Origin of the sequence: Roseibium aggregatum (genome assembly GCF_017309185.1) — a bacterium.
Lineage (GTDB): Bacteria > Pseudomonadota > Alphaproteobacteria > Rhizobiales > Stappiaceae > Roseibium > Roseibium aggregatum_B.
Map to the genome: position 1 here is coordinate 289,393 of NZ_JAEKJZ010000006.1, position 14,772 is coordinate 304,164.

Annotated in this window: 17 protein-coding genes; 7 read left to right on the forward strand and 10 right to left on the reverse strand. The window is 61.4% G+C overall.

Going from position 1 to position 14,772, the window contains the following annotated elements; genetic code table 11:
* Positions 1-19 precede the first annotated feature (19 nt).
* On the reverse strand, positions 20-925 hold the full coding sequence (locus JF539_RS23240) for a polyprenyl synthetase family protein (protein WP_207143136.1): 906 nt from the start codon (positions 923-925) through the stop codon (positions 20-22).
* A 235-nt stretch (positions 926-1,160) separates the two neighbouring features.
* Between JF539_RS23240 and mtgA the strand changes: the two genes are divergently transcribed.
* The 3 genes from mtgA (at position 1,161) to JF539_RS23255 (ending at position 2,823) form a co-directional block, all read left to right on the forward strand.
* Positions 1,161-1,874, forward strand: a complete 714-nt coding sequence (gene mtgA, locus JF539_RS23245; RefSeq protein WP_207143137.1) for a monofunctional biosynthetic peptidoglycan transglycosylase — start codon at positions 1,161-1,163, stop codon at positions 1,872-1,874.
* Between the two features lie 180 nt (positions 1,875-2,054).
* Complete coding sequence (rpmF, locus tag JF539_RS23250; RefSeq protein WP_207143138.1) at positions 2,055-2,240, forward strand: 50S ribosomal protein L32; 186 nt, start codon at positions 2,055-2,057, stop codon at positions 2,238-2,240.
* A gap of 160 nt (positions 2,241-2,400) precedes the next feature.
* A complete protein-coding gene (locus JF539_RS23255; RefSeq protein ID WP_207143139.1) occupies positions 2,401-2,823 on the forward strand; it encodes a hypothetical protein in 423 nt (140 codons plus the stop codon).
* A 159-nt stretch (positions 2,824-2,982) separates the two neighbouring features.
* Here the strand turns inward: JF539_RS23255 and JF539_RS23260 are convergent, their stop codons facing one another.
* Positions 2,983-3,624, reverse strand: coding sequence for a septation protein A (locus tag JF539_RS23260; RefSeq protein WP_207143140.1), 642 nt, complete (start codon positions 3,622-3,624; stop codon positions 2,983-2,985).
* A gap of 138 nt (positions 3,625-3,762) precedes the next feature.
* Between JF539_RS23260 and JF539_RS23265 the strand changes: the two genes are divergently transcribed.
* Entirely contained in the window at positions 3,763-4,506 is a 744-nt protein-coding gene (locus tag JF539_RS23265; RefSeq protein ID WP_207143141.1) for a DUF3299 domain-containing protein, read from the forward strand.
* Positions 4,507-4,644: 138 nt separating this feature from the next.
* Here JF539_RS23265 and phbB read toward each other — a convergent pair whose 3' ends face one another.
* Together phbB and JF539_RS23275 are read right to left on the reverse strand one after the other, a co-directional pair.
* Entirely contained in the window at positions 4,645-5,373 is a 729-nt protein-coding gene (gene phbB, locus JF539_RS23270) for an acetoacetyl-CoA reductase (RefSeq protein ID WP_207143142.1), read from the reverse strand.
* Positions 5,374-5,498: 125 nt separating this feature from the next.
* Positions 5,499-6,680, reverse strand: a complete 1,182-nt coding sequence (locus tag JF539_RS23275) for an acetyl-CoA C-acetyltransferase (protein ID WP_207143143.1) — start codon at positions 6,678-6,680, stop codon at positions 5,499-5,501.
* Between the two features lie 318 nt (positions 6,681-6,998).
* Here JF539_RS23275 and phaR point away from each other — a divergent pair, with 318 nt between their 5' ends.
* On the forward strand, positions 6,999-7,583 hold the full coding sequence (phaR, locus tag JF539_RS23280) for a polyhydroxyalkanoate synthesis repressor PhaR (protein WP_207143144.1): 585 nt from the start codon (positions 6,999-7,001) through the stop codon (positions 7,581-7,583).
* A gap of 186 nt (positions 7,584-7,769) precedes the next feature.
* Here the strand turns inward: phaR and JF539_RS23285 are convergent, their stop codons facing one another.
* The gene (locus JF539_RS23285) at positions 7,770-8,204 is read right to left on the reverse strand and encodes a GlcG/HbpS family heme-binding protein (protein ID WP_207143145.1); all 435 of its coding nucleotides are present in this window, start codon (positions 8,202-8,204) and stop codon (positions 7,770-7,772) included.
* A gap of 296 nt (positions 8,205-8,500) precedes the next feature.
* Here JF539_RS23285 and ggt point away from each other — a divergent pair, with 296 nt between their 5' ends.
* Entirely contained in the window at positions 8,501-10,078 is a 1,578-nt protein-coding gene (gene ggt / locus JF539_RS23290) for a gamma-glutamyltransferase (RefSeq protein ID WP_209017559.1), read from the forward strand.
* Between the two features lie 19 nt (positions 10,079-10,097).
* Here ggt and JF539_RS23295 read toward each other — a convergent pair whose 3' ends face one another.
* Entirely contained in the window at positions 10,098-10,409 is a 312-nt protein-coding gene (locus JF539_RS23295; RefSeq protein WP_207143147.1) for a hypothetical protein, read from the reverse strand.
* 1,113 nt (positions 10,410-11,522) lie between these two features.
* On the opposite strand from JF539_RS23295, the gene JF539_RS23300 reads away from it, so the two are divergent.
* Positions 11,523-11,777, forward strand: a complete 255-nt coding sequence (locus JF539_RS23300; RefSeq protein WP_207143148.1) for a hypothetical protein — start codon at positions 11,523-11,525, stop codon at positions 11,775-11,777.
* Between the two features lie 48 nt (positions 11,778-11,825).
* Here the strand turns inward: JF539_RS23300 and JF539_RS23305 are convergent, their stop codons facing one another.
* The 4 genes from JF539_RS23305 to rpmI form a co-directional block, all read right to left on the reverse strand.
* Positions 11,826-12,458: a 3'-5' exonuclease gene (locus JF539_RS23305; RefSeq protein ID WP_207143149.1), complete on the reverse strand. Its 633-nt coding sequence runs from the start codon at positions 12,456-12,458 to the stop codon at positions 11,826-11,828.
* 111 nt (positions 12,459-12,569) lie between these two features.
* Positions 12,570-13,853, reverse strand: coding sequence for a spondin domain-containing protein (locus JF539_RS23310; protein ID WP_207143150.1), 1,284 nt, complete (start codon positions 13,851-13,853; stop codon positions 12,570-12,572).
* A 245-nt stretch (positions 13,854-14,098) separates the two neighbouring features.
* Complete coding sequence (gene rplT, locus JF539_RS23315; RefSeq protein ID WP_207143151.1) at positions 14,099-14,458, reverse strand: 50S ribosomal protein L20; 360 nt, start codon at positions 14,456-14,458, stop codon at positions 14,099-14,101.
* A 27-nt stretch (positions 14,459-14,485) separates the two neighbouring features.
* Entirely contained in the window at positions 14,486-14,683 is a 198-nt protein-coding gene (gene rpmI / locus JF539_RS23320) for a 50S ribosomal protein L35 (RefSeq protein WP_023002610.1), read from the reverse strand.
* Positions 14,684-14,772: the final 89 nt, after the last annotated feature.

Consider the following 14,772-nt stretch of genomic DNA (forward strand, 5'->3'; position numbering starts at 1 on the left):
TTAGCCCGCGTCAAAACCTTCAGTTCGACCGATTGACGATGAACTCCGCCAGCGCCGTCAGTGTCGCCGAGCGGTCGCCGTAGGAGGCCAGCAGGTCCCGGGCTTCGTTCAGCAGCCGATCCAGTTCGGACCTTGTCCTGTCGACGCCCCAAAGGCCGACGAGCGTCGCCTTGCCGGCTTCGGCATCCTTACCGGTCGCCTTTCCCATGACCTCCGGGCACGCCTCGACATCGAGCAGATCGTCGGCGAGCTGGAAGGCAAGGCCGATGACCTCGCCGAAGCGGGTCAGGCGGTCGACGTCGCTTTCGGGCGCATCCGCCAGAAGGGCGCCGGCACGGCAGGCGTAGCGCAAAAGAGCGCCTGTCTTCATCGACTGCAGCAGGCGGATTTCCGCCTCGGACCGGGGTCGGTGTTCCGATTCCAGATCCAGCATCTGGCCGCCGGCCATGCCGCCAACGCCCGCGGCGCGCGACAATTCCCGCGACAGGCGCAGCCTCACGGCGGGATCGGTATGGACCTTGTCCTCCGCGATCACGTCGAAGGCAAGGGTCAAGAGCGCGTCGCCGGCCAGGATGGCGGTGGCTTCGTCGAAGGCCTTGTGCACGGTCGGCCGGCCGCGGCGCAGGTCGTCGTCGTCCATGGCGGGCAGGTCGTCATGGATCAGCGAATAGCAGTGAATGAGTTCCAGGGCGCAGGCCGCGTGCAGGACGCCGCTGTCGGCGCGTCCGAACAGCGCGGCGGCTTCCAGCAGCAGGACGGGACGCAGGCGCTTGCCGCCGTTCAAGGACCCGTAGCGCATGGCGTCCAGCAGGCGCGCAGGCCGCGCGATCTCACCGGAGGCGGTCGCGGCGGTCAGGATATCCGCCAACGCTGTCTCGATCCTGCGAGCGTTTTCTGCCAGGTGAGGTTTGAGGTCCGGTGCCATTCACGATCCTGCCGAGGTTTGAGCCGGAGGTTTCCCTGTCCCGAATTTTCCCGCTCGTCAAGCGATTACGCGCCCTGTCCCAGCGTCAGCCCGAAGAACTTCCGGCACTGGACGGATGCCGTCCGTCCCGGTATTGGCTAAGGGGGATTTTTGGCGGACTGCAAGGTCCGGTGGAACCGGAGGCTGCCTGGCGGCTTTACCGGGTGTCTCCCTGTTCCAATGGCGCGGAGCCTGAATGGCGAAGAAAAACAAGTCATCGAGTGCCGCAGGAGGCTTTTTGCGCTTCGTCCGCCGATGGGTTCTCCGTCTCGGGCTCGCTATTGTCCTTCTGCCGCCGGTCCTGACAATCATTTACTCCGTCGTTCCGCCCGTCAGCACGCTGATGCTCGCCCGCTATGCCCAGTTTCTGTGGGTCGACCGGCAATGGGTGCCGCTCGACGAGATTTCTCCGAACCTGATCAAATCCGTGATTGCGTCCGAGGACAGCCGGTATTGCAGCAACCATGGGGTGGAATGGGGTGCGTTGCAGAACCAGGTCGAGGCCCTGAGCGAGGGTGAGACGCCGCGCGGGGCGAGCACGATCACCATGCAGACCGCGAAGAACCTCTTCCTGTGGCATGGCCGGTCCTATGTCCGCAAGGTGCTGGAATTGCCGCTTGCCCTGATGCTGGATGCCATCCTGACAAAGAAGCGCATTCTGGAAATCTACCTGAACATCGCGGAATGGGGTGAAGGCGTCTTCGGCGCGGAAGCGGCCGCGCAGGCCTGGTTCGGCAAGCCCGCGAACGATCTGACTCGCGTCGAAGCCGCCCGCCTTGCGACCGCCTTGCCCAATCCGCTGGGTCGGAACCCGGCGAAACCTGGGGCGGGCCACCGGAGTCTGGCCGCCAAGAACCTCGCCCGCGTCAAGGGCGCCGGTGCGATTTTCGGCTGTGTACTGCCCGGTTGATGGGGAGTCTTCGCTACCCGGTTCGCCCCGTCCGGCTCTGGCAAAGAAAATTTGCTGTCAGGGGTGGCAAAACGCTTGTGTTGCCTGTATAACGCCGCGCATTCCAACACGTTGCGTGACGCCACGCCCCGGGCTTACCCGGTCCGGGCCGCGCTGTTATGGACCACGGAGAAAAATAACATGGCCGTTCCCAAGAGAAAAACCTCGCGCATGAAGCGCGGTTTTCGCCGTTCCGCGGACGCCCTGAAACAGCCGACTTACGTTGAGGACAAGGATTCGGGCGAGCTGCGCCGTCCGCATCACGTTGACCTGAAGACCGGCATGTACCGGGGCCGTCAGATCCTGTCTCCGAAGGACGACGCGTAAGCTCGTTTTCGGAAGGGATCGCCGCATGGCAAACCAGGATTGAGGCTGGCCTTGTTTCGACAGGCCGGCCTTTTTCTTTGCGTCTTGAAATCGCGCGTTTGTTCGTGTCAGCTCCCGCCCGTCCGTCCTTCACGGTATTTATTTTCTGGGAGCCCGCCCGATGCGTCTTTTTTCCGCCGTTCCGTTCACGCTGTTTTCGCTGCTGATCTATAACGCCTTCGCCTTTACCGCCGGAGCCGCGAATCCCGGCTTCTGGTCTCAGCCGGTCATCACCATCGCCATGGTTTCCGGCGCGACTTTCCAGCTTCTGGCAAGCGATCTCCTGATCACCGCCGGGCTCTTCTTTCTGTTCATCGAAATCCTCAAGGCCACCCGGATCGGCACGACGGCGCTGCTCGACCACATGTTCTCGGTTCTGGTGTTCGTGGCCTATCTCGTGGAGTTTCTGGTCTTGCAACAGGCGGCGACGTCCCTGTTCTTCATCCTGATGGCGATTTCGCTGATCGATGTGATCGCAGGCTTTTCCATCTCCATCACCGGCGCCCGCCGGGATGTCTCCTTCGGACACGGGGAGATGCATTGAGGGTTTGATCCCGCTTGACCTGTCATCCCGGTTTGACGTGTCGGCGGCGAGACCGGAACCCGGTACACCGCGCGGTAAAGATCAGGAATTCAGGTGACTACCGGGTGGCCTCTGCCTCCGCAGGGACGACAAACTGGGAGGTCTGACGTCTGGAAAACCTCAGCTGTCCCCGTCTTCTTCCACGATCGCGTGTTTCTGGATGAGCGGCAGTTGAGTGAGGGTGAACAAAAGCGTAATCGGCATGATGCCGAAGACCTTGAAGCTGACCCAGAAATCGGTCGAGAAGCTGCGCCAGACGATCTCGTTGATGGCGGCGAGCACGAAGAAGAACAAGCCCCAGCGGAAGGTGAGCTTGCGCCAGCCCTCGTCGGTCAGGCGGAACGCGCTGTCGAAGACGTAGCCGAGCAGCGACTTGCCGAAGAGAAGTCCGCCGAGCAGGACCGAGCCGAACAGGCAGTTCACGATGGTGGGTTTCAGCTTGATGAACAGCTCGTCGTGCAGCCAGAGCGTCAGTGCGCCGAATACCAGGACGACCGCGCCGGAAACGAGCGGCATGATCGGCAGTCGCCTGGTCAGCCAGAGCGATACGACGAGCGAGACGCTGATCGCGACCATGAAGGCCGCGGTTGCCAGAAAGATCGGTTTGCCGACGGCCTGAAGCGCCGGAAAGGCTTCGGCGATCTGCTCGCCGCGGGCGTTGAACAGGAAGAACACGGCAAGCGGCCCCAGTTCCAGCGCAAGTTTCAGGAGCGGTGACAGCTCCTTGCGGGTCGGGTCGTTCGGGGCGTGTTCGAATTCCATGTCGGCTTGGCTCCGGTGTCTGTTATTTGTCGCAGATAGGAGCAACGTATAAGCTTGGTCAAGGGGTGGACCCGAGATAGACAGGTAACGAAGGTCTTGGGACTGGCTCGCGGCCTGGAAAAAGGAACCGTATCGGCAGTGACAAGAGCGATTGTCTTCCTTTTGGCGCTTGTTTTCATGCAGGCCGCCGCCTTCGCACAGACGCCGGTGACGTGGGAGGATCTGATCGATCCCGAAACGGCGAATTTCGACGATCCGTACAAGGCTTTGAGCGGGCTTGAGCTGCGGTCGCTCGGCACGGTATTGCGGTTGCGGCAGCGCTTGAGCGAGGAGGATATCGCGGCCGAGGCCCGACCGCGGATCGAAAGCCGGCTGGCGCAGGAAGAGGCGAAGCTCGCGGCAAGCGGCGTTCAGACCGAGTGGCTCCTGTCTCAAAGGCATTCGGTCGCGAAAAAGCGGGCCAAGGCCGCCTTGACCGGAAATCCGGCGCTGGACGGTCAGGAAGTCGCGATCACGGGATATGCGATCCCGGTTGACGAGCCCGGGGAGGACGGAACGGCAAGCGGTTACCTTGTCCCGGAACAAGGCATGTGTTCCCACATGCCGGCGCCCAATCCAAATCAGATGATCCGCTACACGATTGAAGCCGGCAACCAGGCTTCGTACGTCTACGAGCCGGTGTTGCTGACCGGTCGCCTGACGTTGAAGACCACACGGCAGGAGATCGTGCTTCTGGACGGCTACGTCGACATGCTCGCAGCCTTCGATCTCCAGGTGACCGGGATCCGCGGTCTTGAGGACGAGACCCCTGACAATCCCGCCAGCCGGCTCTGGAAGTATTTCAAGCGCGGAGAAACCGTCAAGCCGGAAGCAGCGCAGTAAAAAGGCGCCCCGGAGGACGCCTTTGGGTGCCGGAAACAGCACTGTCTTTTGATCGTCTTGCCGGCCCGGCGAAGCGCCAGCCGGGACCGAAGAACCAGCCAGCCCCGTCTTTTTGAACCGCAGTCTGAAGCGGCCCGGTCAGCCGTTGGCGATATACTGGCCGCCGTTGATGGTCAGGACCGAGCCGGTGACGAAGGCTGCGGCGTCGGAAGCCAGGTAGACCACGCTCTGGGCGATTTCCTCGGGATGGCCGAGACGGCCGACCGGGATGCCGGAAACGATGGATTCCAGAACCTTTTCCGGCATGGCGGCGACCATGTCGGTCGCGATATAGCCCGGGCAGATCGCGTTCACGGTGATGCCCTTGAAGGCGTTTTCCTGGGCGAGCGCCTTGGTGAAGCCGATCACGCCGGCCTTGGCGGCGGAATAGTTGGTCTGGCCCATCTGGCCCTTCTGGCCGTTGATGGAGGAGATGTTGATGATCCGGCCCGCACCGCGGCCACGCATGCCGTTGATGACCGGCTTGGTCATGGTGAACATGCTGTCGAGGTTGGTGGACAGAACCGCGCGCCACTGGTCGAAGTCCATCTTGTGGAACATGCCGTCGCGGGTGATGCCGGCGTTGTTGACCAGCACGTCCACCGGACCCAGTTCGCTTTCCACCTGGGCGATGCCGGCCTCGCATTCATCGGGATGGGAAACGTCCCATTTGTAGACGTGGATGCCCGTTTCGGCCTTGAAGGCTTCGGCTTTCTCGACGTTGCCGGCAAAGGTGGCGGCGACCGTGTAGCCCGCGTCTTTCAGACCGCGAGAGATTGCCTCGCCGATTCCACGGGTTCCGCCCGTAACCAATGCGACCTTGCTCATTCCCATCCTCCTTAATTCCGCTACCCGGCCCTGCGGGCTCTTTGAGTTTGTCGTGTTCAAAGACTTTCGGTGTTTGAGATCATGGCCGGCGAAAGCGGGCCATGATCCTTGTCAATTGATCCGGATTAACGCTCCAGGCACATGGCAACGCCCATGCCGCCGCCGATGCACAGGGTCGCGAGGCCCTTCTTGGCGTCGCGCCGGCCCATTTCGTGCAGCAGGGTGGTCAGGATGCGCGCGCCGGATGCTCCGATCGGGTGACCGATGGCGATGGCGCCGCCGTTGACGTTGACGATGTCCGTGTTCCAGCCCATGTCCTTGTTGACAGCGCAAGCCTGCGCGGCGAAGGCTTCATTGGCTTCGACGAGGTCGAGATCGGCCGCCGACCAGCCGGCTTTTTCCAGCGCCTTGCGGGAGGCCGGGATCGGGCCGGAGCCCATGATCGTCGGGTCGACGCCTGCGGTCGCCCAGGAGGCGATACGGGCGAGCGGCGTCAGGCCGCGCTTCTCGGCTTCCGCGGCACTCATCACGATGATGGCAGCGGCGCCGTCGTTGATGCCGGAGGCGTTGCCGGCGGTCACGGAGCCTTCCTTGGCGAAGGCCGGACGCAGCTTGGCCAGGCTTTCGAGCGTCGCGCCATGGCGGATATATTCGTCATCCTCGACCACGCGTTCGGATTTGCGCTCCTTCACCGTGACGGGTGTGATCTCGTCCTTGAACTTGCCGGCTTTCTGGGCTGCCTCGGCCTTGTTCTGGGAGGCGACGGCGAATTCGTCCTGCTGGTCGCGGTTGATCTGCCACTTCTCGGCGACGTTTTCGGCGGTCTGGCCCATGTGATAGCCGTTGAATGCGTCCCACAGACCGTCCTTGATCATGGTGTCGATCATTTTGTAATCGCCCATCTTGTAGCCGGCGCGCATATGGGCGGCATGGGGAGAGAGCGACATGTTCTCCTGGCCGCCGGCCATCATGATGCTGGCGTCGCCCGTCTGGATCTGCTGGGCGGCGATGGCCACCGTGCGCAGGCCCGAGCCGCAGACCTGGTTGAGGGTCCAGGCGGTGGAGCTGTCGGGAATGCCGGCCAGGATGGCCGCCTGGCGTGCCGGGTTCTGACCCTGGGCGGCGGTGAGCACCTGCCCGAACACGACCTCGTCGATGTCGCCGCCTTCGACGCCGGCCTTTTCCATGGCGGCCTTCATCACGATGGCGCCAAGATCGTGGGCGGGCGTGTTGGCGAAAGAACCGTTGAACGACCCGACGGGCGTGCGGGTCGCGCTGACGATGACAATATCTGTGGTAGCGCTCATGATACTCTCCAGAACTGGGACGGTATGGCGTTAGGGTATTGGTGCCTCTGGGGAACCTTGTGGCTGGCCAGGTGGCGCCTCGAGAACCTTGACAATGCAAGGACTAGAAACTGCGGCTGCAAAAGTGTCAACCGTATCACCCCGTATGTGCAGGCAGTTTTCGCCTTCCTGGCATCATCCTTTCGTCAGAGACATTAAAAAGGGTGGCACGATCCGATACGATTGGCTTAGTCTCTTAGTCGGAGGAGATGACAGGCCTGCGAAGGCCTTGTCGTCAAATGGAAAACGAGCCTTCGGGCTGAGAGGCGGAAGTGACGGATGGCCAAGACCAGCGAGCCGACTATTATCAAGAAGTACGCCAACCGGCGTCTCTACAACACGGGCACCAGCACCTATGTCACGTTGGAGGACCTGGCGGTGATGGTGAAGGGAGAGGAAGATTTCGTCGTGTTCGACGCCAAGACCGGTGAGGACATCACTCGCTCGGTCCTGACCCAGATCATTTTCGAACAGGAGGGCAAGGGACAGAACCTGCTGCCGGTAACCTTCCTGCGGCAACTGATCCGGTTTTACGGCGACAGCATGCAGGGGCTCGTTCCGAGTTTCCTGGAATATTCGATGACGTCCCTGACCAAGGAACAGGAAAAATTGCGCTCCCAGATGAGCGAGGCCTTCGGCGCGACCGCGTTCGACGCGATCGAGGATCAGGTGAAGCGCAACACGGAAATGTTCGAGCGGGCAATGAAGATGTTCATGCCGTTCCCGACCGGCGAGACGGCCGGTGCGGCGCCTTCAGCGGGCGCAGCGAAGGCAGAAAAGAGCGAAACCGCCGATCTGGACGACATGAAGCGCCAGCTCGAGGACATGCAGAAAAAGATCAATCAACTGAGCGACAAATCCTAGCAGGGCTGTTGAAGCGGTAAGCTACTCTCAGGCCGGGTTCCGGGCCGGCGGAGCACGGCCCGGGTGCCGCTTGTTTTCAGTTGAGCAGCTCTCGATCCAAAAGGTGTGAAGCGGGACGGGTACGGACCCGTCTCACATCAATTCCTAAGGCGTAGTGCCGTCATTCCTGACGGGCAGCGCCGGGCCTCAGCCGCAATCGGCGACAAGCTTCGCCGCTTCGATGCCGGCAACCGCGCAGGCCTCGTCGTTGTCCGAGGTGTCTCCGGTGATGCCGACCGCTCCAAGCGTTTCACCGTCCTGTCCCTTGATCAGGACACCGCCCGGCACCGGAATGATCGCTCCGCCCGAGGCGCCGTTGAGCGCGTTGACGAAATGCGGACGCGTTTCGGCGTTCGCGTTGAGCCATCTCGTGCCGGTTCCGACGGCCAGCGCGCCGATGGCTTTGCCCGAGGCGATTTGCGGACGCATGATCGACGACCCGTCCTGGCGCTTGAGAGCGACCGTGTGACCGCCGGCATCGAGCACGGCAACGGTCAGAGGTTTCAAGTTGAGGGCCGACGCCTTTTCAAGTGCGGCATCAATGATTGTCTCTGCGGTTGAAAGTGTAAGACCAATTGCCATTGATTGTCTCCAGTCTGATGTTTCATATCGGCGGGGCGGCAGTTCGGATCCCGCAATGATCCTGAAAGCGGTTTTCGCCGGCGGGTGAAGGCAAACCGCCTGCCGAACGACGAACGGCGGCTGTGGGCGGGGGTTTGCGCATTCGCCGACTTGTCCTTAATGTGCTGCCGCAGCTTGACGTTGCTAGCAAAATTCGGGAAAGCCGAATAGCGCCGTTTCTCGACAAGCTATTAGGGCGGAACGGAAAAAATGGATGTGATCGGGGTGGGAGTAATTCGGTGAAGCGTGATTTTCAGATGCCGGGACGTTCGCCGGTGTTTGCGCGGGAAGCGGCAGCGGCAACCTCCCATCCCCTGGCGACGAGCGCCGCGATCGAGGTGCTTCAGGCCGGTGGCAACGCGGTGGACGCGGCGATCGCCGCTGTCGCCGTGCAATGTGTCGTGGAGCCCCATATGACCGGTCTCGGCGGGGATTGTTTCGCCATCGTGGCGGAACCGGACGGCCGGTTGACGGGTTTCAACGGGTCCGGCGCAGCACCGCGAGCCGCGACACCGCAAAAGCTGGCCGAACTCGGTGTCACGGAGATTGACGAAACGTCGCCCCACGCGGTCACGGTGCCCGGCGCGGTTCGCGCTTGGGAAACGCTGCTCAAGGCCCACGGCACCAAAAGCTTCAAGACTCTATTCAAGCGGGCCGTTCATTATGCCAGGGAGGGCTTTCCGGTGGCGCCGCGCGTGGCGCGGGACTGGGCCAATTCCGTCGCTAAACTCTCCGCCTCGCCCGCCTCGGCGGCTTCCTACCTGATCAAGGGCGAAGCGCCGAAGACCGGCGCCATTCTGAAATATCCGAGGTTGGCCGAAACGCTGGAGGCCGTCGCCGAAGGAGGCGCCGATGCCTTTTATTCCGGAGAAATTGCCGAAGACATCGTCCGCGCGCTGAAAAGCCAGGGCGGCCTGATGACCCTGGACGATCTGGCCGCCTGTCATACGACGGCCGTGTCACCGGTCCTGCGAGACTACAGAGGCTTCACGGTTGCCGAGCTTCCGCCCAACGGCCAGGGGATCGTCGCGCTCGTCATGCTCGGCATTCTGGAAAAATTCGATCTCGGGGTCCTCGATCCGCTCGGGCCGGAAAGGTTCCATCTCGAAATGGAGGCGGCGCGGATTGCTTACGCGGTCAGGGAGAAATTCGTCACCGATCCGGGTCACATGGATGTCTGTCATACACGGCTCATCGGCGGCGACTATCTGGACAAGCTGGCCGGATTGGTTTCCCTGGACAAGCGCATGGAGACCGTGCCCCAGGCGATGCTGGCGCCCCAGACAGACACGGTGTATCTCTCCGTGGTCGACAAGGATGGCCTGGCGGTGTCGTTCATCAACTCCCTGTTCAGCGATTTCGGCAGCGGTATCGTCGCACCGGAGAGCGGCGTGCTCCTGCATTGCCGGGGCAAGTCGTTCAAGGCCAAACCGGGTTTCGCCAACTCCATCGACGGCGGCAAACGCCCGATGCACACGATCATCCCGGCAATGGTGCTCAAGGGCGGTGCGCCGTGGCTTTCCTTCGGCGTGATGGGAGGGCACTATCAGGCGTGCGGTCATGCCCATCTTCTCACAAATATCATCGACTACGGTATGGACGTGCAGGCGGCCATCGATTTCCCGCGGATGTTCTTCGATCTGTCCAGTCACGCGCTCGAGGCGGAAAAACTGATCCCGGCGTCCACGGTTGAAGGGCTTGAAGCTCTGGGCCACAAGGTCGCGCGCGCTTCCGGCCCGATCGGCGGCAGCCAGGCGATCATGATCGACAAGGCGCGGCACCTGCTGACCGCCGGCTCGGATCCGCGCAAGGACGGTCACGCGGCAGGATATTAAGAGCGGCAGGGAGCACAGGTCAGGCGGACAGGGAAACGGTGCAGGACCGGATGTCCTCGTCCTGTTCGCCATAGCGTTGCATCTGAATCTGACGCTCCAGACAGCTTGCCGCCAGGCCGGTGCGGCTCGCCATGAGCTGCGCGGCGTGCTCCGCCTGTGAGCCATGGGACCCGCGGCGGTTCAGGGCGGCAACGGCAACAGGGAGCAATCCGTCTCCAAACTCCCCGAACGATCCGGAGACCCTGGATTTGCGCCAACCAAAAACACGGCCTTCGGCTTGCTTGCGGCCGTTGTTCGAGGCCGGGGTTTCTGTAATGGGCTTGATCTGCATGGTTGTCTCCGTGGCGGGCCAGTCCATGGCCAATCTGTTCGGGCATTCGGGTATGCTGGAAACCTAGTCCTGGCGCCAGGCCGGGGCTGTGCCGCAGGTCACATGTTGTTGGAACGCCTCGGTTGGTAGCCCGGTCCGACAAAAAGAAACCCGGAGCAGGGCTCCGGGCGTCAAGGTTTCCAGTGGTACATCTGGAGTTCGAAATCGAAAAAGACCTATCGTTCGGTGTTCACCAGGTGTCCGGCGGATCGTTGCCGGGGAAGTGCCGCAGTCGCACGATAGGTATTTACGCCCGTGACCGGTTCCGTTTGCCTGCGCAACCTTGTCTGAGGCTCACCGTCTCGGGTCGCGATCAGATGGGCGAGAAAAACGGAATTGGGACGGTAACGGGTGGTAAAGGCGTCGTGCTCGCGCTCCAGATCCGGCTGAACAGGAACGGGCAGATACGACGCGAACTCTTTCCGCGGGGCGGCGTCCGTCTCTCCCGATGAGGGACGTTTGCGCCTCACATTGGCACGATCTGCGGAAGTTACCGGGTTCACTCGCACGTTTTAACGCCTCGTTGTTTCACAATGGCACGCTCTTGGCGGGCTTGCCTGAAACGTCGCAATGACCATGCCAATATAGGGAGGCGTTAACCTTTTGTCCGCAGAATTCGGGCATTTCGCCGGTAAAAAGTTAACAAATCGGCGTGCATCGGCACAAATCACGGGTCTCGCGCGGGTCGATTTTCCAGCTTGTGGGGCAGCGGAGAAGGCGCGCCGATTTTCCCGTCCATCTTACGGCCGGAGAGGGAACAGGGTTCCGGAACACCCAAAGTGCAGGAACCGTTTCAGCGTCAGTCAATCACTCAGGCTTACCTGTGGTTTCGGAAGTTTTTACTTCTTACCTTGGGTAATCTATGTGGTCATACGTACGAAATCGGATGTTCTGGTTGTTTGTTGTGCGTATTTTGAGAAGTCACACCGGAAAAATACGGATAATATTGGCAATAATTCAATCGAAAGCAGGTTTTACTTAGGTATTCAAACAGATTGTGGCCCGTGTTTTGTTCTCTATGATTCCAGATCAACCTGCATCCTGGCCGTATGGAATCAACTGGAGGAGAGCTTGATGAGTGCGAATTTCGCGGTCTCTGAAGCCTTCGGCGCCGAAAATTTTTTGACACTGGAAGATCTGGAAGACAGGAAATACAAACTCGTCGCGGTGTGCAATTGTTGCGGACAACGAACTTCCCTGACACCAAACCTCTGCATCGAGGAGCTCGGAAGGGCTTTTCCGGTTCACCTTCTCATCTCCAGGGGTGAACATCTGGGCACGAAGAACTGCAAACCGGACGACATGGTGCTGCATATTTCACAGGGCTGAAGTCCGCCGCTGTTCCGAACAACGCCGCGCTCACCGGTCCTGCAAGTCCTAAGGCTTAGCAATCAACAAAGGCAATTTGAAATCCCGCGGATGCAGCCTGCCGGCTGACAGCAGATACCGCAAGGTCAAGGCGATGGACATGGCATCGTCCAGGGCGTCGTGATGGCGCCGCGGCGACCCCTCGATCTGAAAATAGTCCGCCAGTTGGCCGCTGGTCGTTTTCTGAAGATCCGCATAGGGCATGCCCGCGTTCAGGAGCAGGCCGGACGCATTGCCGAAGCGGTGAGTCTGGATCGGCGGCGCGATTCCCTCGACGTAGCAACCGATCGCCAGGAGAGACAGTTCGTCCTTGCCCCAGGACCAGAAGTTGGCGCCTTCGGAAAACCGGTCGAACCGCTCGAGCGCTTCGGCAAGGCCGATGCCTTCCCTGTCGACCGCCTGCTGGCCGATGCCGGTCAGCTCCGTGAAATAGGGGTCGAGCCCTGCGTTCGCGCCAAACCTGTCTTTTGCCCGGATGAGAACCTGAAACGTTCCGGAGATCTCAAAACCGGGGTCGAGCGACAGCTTCACCGCCCCGATCTGGACAACGGAGGGGTCCGGGTCCAGAGGCCCGCACCATTGCCGCCGCATGGCGCCTTCCACGGTCAGGTATTCGCAGTCGAAGATGATGGCCTGATTCATGACGGCTTTTTATACCAATCGCGATCAACAGGCACCTGTCAGAGCGTGTTTGGTGTAAGCCGCCTGGGCGGCCGGTGCGGTTCCGGGGAACCGCACCGAACCTAGTGATCGTCAGGCGAACAGGAAGTCGCTTTCCTCAAGCGAGTCGATGCTGGTGCGCGCGAGATAAAGGCTGCCGTCCGCGCCGAAGTCGAGGCTGACGCCGTGGCCATGCTCCTCGGCCAGTTGCAGGAGATCGGCGAAGTCGTCGACGCCTTCCACATCGATGAAGAGCCGGTCATCGCCCTTGCGGTCGAAATCGCCGATGTGATCGTGGCCGTCACCGGCGACGAAAACGAAGGTGTCGTTGCCGCGCCCGCCGAAGAGATAGTCCCGGCCTGTGCCGCCGCCGATCGTGTCGTCGCCGCTGCCACCGGAAATCCAGTCCCGGCCCTCACCGCCATTGAGCAGATCGTCGCCCTTGCCGCCAAGAAGCTTGTCGCGTCCGGCTCCGCCGTCGATGCGGTCGTCTCCCGAACCGCCGACGAGGTAGTCCCGGCCGTTACCGCCGTTGATTTCATCGTCGCCGCGTCCGCCGAAGATCCTGTCGTTGCCATCCTCGCCGTTCAGGACATCCCAGCCGCTTCGGCCGAAGATAAGGTCGTTGCCGTCGCCGGCATTGACGATGTCGTCGGAGCGCGAGCCGGAGATAAAGTCGCGGCGATCCGACCCCTCCGTGCGTTCGACGGTGTTGATGTGCACGGTGGCGATCTCCGCATCCGGGCGGGTGAAGTCGGCCGCCACCGGGTCGACGATTTCACCGAAAGCGTTGGTCGCGCCCAGAATGCCCTGGTTGCCTCCCGGATTGCCAAGAGATCCGTTGAATCCCACATGCAGATCGACGACACCGCCTTCGGTGGCACCGGTATTCGGGCTGGACTGTCCGATCAGGGGAACGTCGGAAGCCTGTTCGGAGTTCACTTCCGTTCCGGCGTCGTAGACGTTGGAGCCGGCGAACTTGATGGTCTGTTCGCCGAGAAAGCGGCCGGTGCCGCTGAACAGCTTGAGCGGGTCGGCGGTTCCCACGAAGGCATCGTTCGACGGCAGCACCATGGCCCCGAGCACCGCATAGGCATTCAGGCTCCCGTTGACGTGAACGGTTGTGGAAACGACCTGGCCGGGCCGGATCGGTGCGCCGCCGGCGACCGCCGTCTGGGCGCCTGCGGAGGCAGCCGCCAATTCCGCGCCGAGCGGTGCGAAATTGCCGTCTTCGGCCAAAGCTTCCAGGCCGGCTGACGCTGCCTGGCCCTTTTCGAACAGGTCGAAAGCGCCATCGTGAAAACCTGCGAAGAACGGTGTCAGATACGTGCCGCCGTCCCCTGCCTCGTTCTTGACTGAAATTCTTAGTTCGGTCATCTGCCGTCTCCTCGACATGTTGTTCAACACCACGAGGGGTAGAAATGCAGGCGATCACGAACAACTCGCGTTTTGTCATTTCACGGCATCGTCAGAACCGATGAACAGGTCGTGGTAACGCGGTTTTGTCTTTGGCTCCAAAGGCGGCGATTCGCATTGCGCGACCGGAACGTTTCGAACCTCGAAAAACAAAAAAACGCGGCCCCGAAGAGCCGCGTTCCGGAAATTCGAATTGGGGCCCTGCCTTAAGCGGCGAGCGCGCCCTGTGCCTTGTCGACCAGCGCCTTGAAGGCATCCGGCTGGTTGATGGCGAGGTCGGACAGAACCTTGCGGTCGACTTCGACGCCGGCCTTGTTCAGACCGTCGATGAAACGGCCGTAGGTCAGGCCGTGCTGGCGGGTGGCCGCGTTGATGCGCTGGATCCAGAGCGAACGGAAGTTACGCTTCTTGGCCTTGCGGTCGCGGTAAGCGTACTGGCCGGCTTTCTCGACCGCCTGCTTGGCAACGCGGATGGTATTCTTGCGGCGGCCGTAGTAACCCTTGGCGGCCTTCAAAACTTTCTTGTGACGTGCGTGGGCGGTAACGCCCCTTTTGACGCGTGACATCTTGGGTGATCTCCTTGGGGGCTGGCGTTATGCGTACGGCAGGAACTGCTTCACGATCTTTGCATCCTGATCGCTCAGCGTGGTGGTGCCACGAGCGTTGCGGATGAACTTGTTCGTGCGCTTGATCATGCCATGGCGCTTGCCGGCCTGCGCGGTTTTCACCTTGCCGGTCGCAGTCACTTTAAAGCGCTTCTTGGCGCCGGACTTCGTCTTCAGCTTGGGCATTTTGCATCCTTTCCTTGGTGCAATCGTCAAAGGACGACTGCTCTTTTGTTGGTGCATTCAGAGCCGACACGGCATGCCCTAACTTTTCG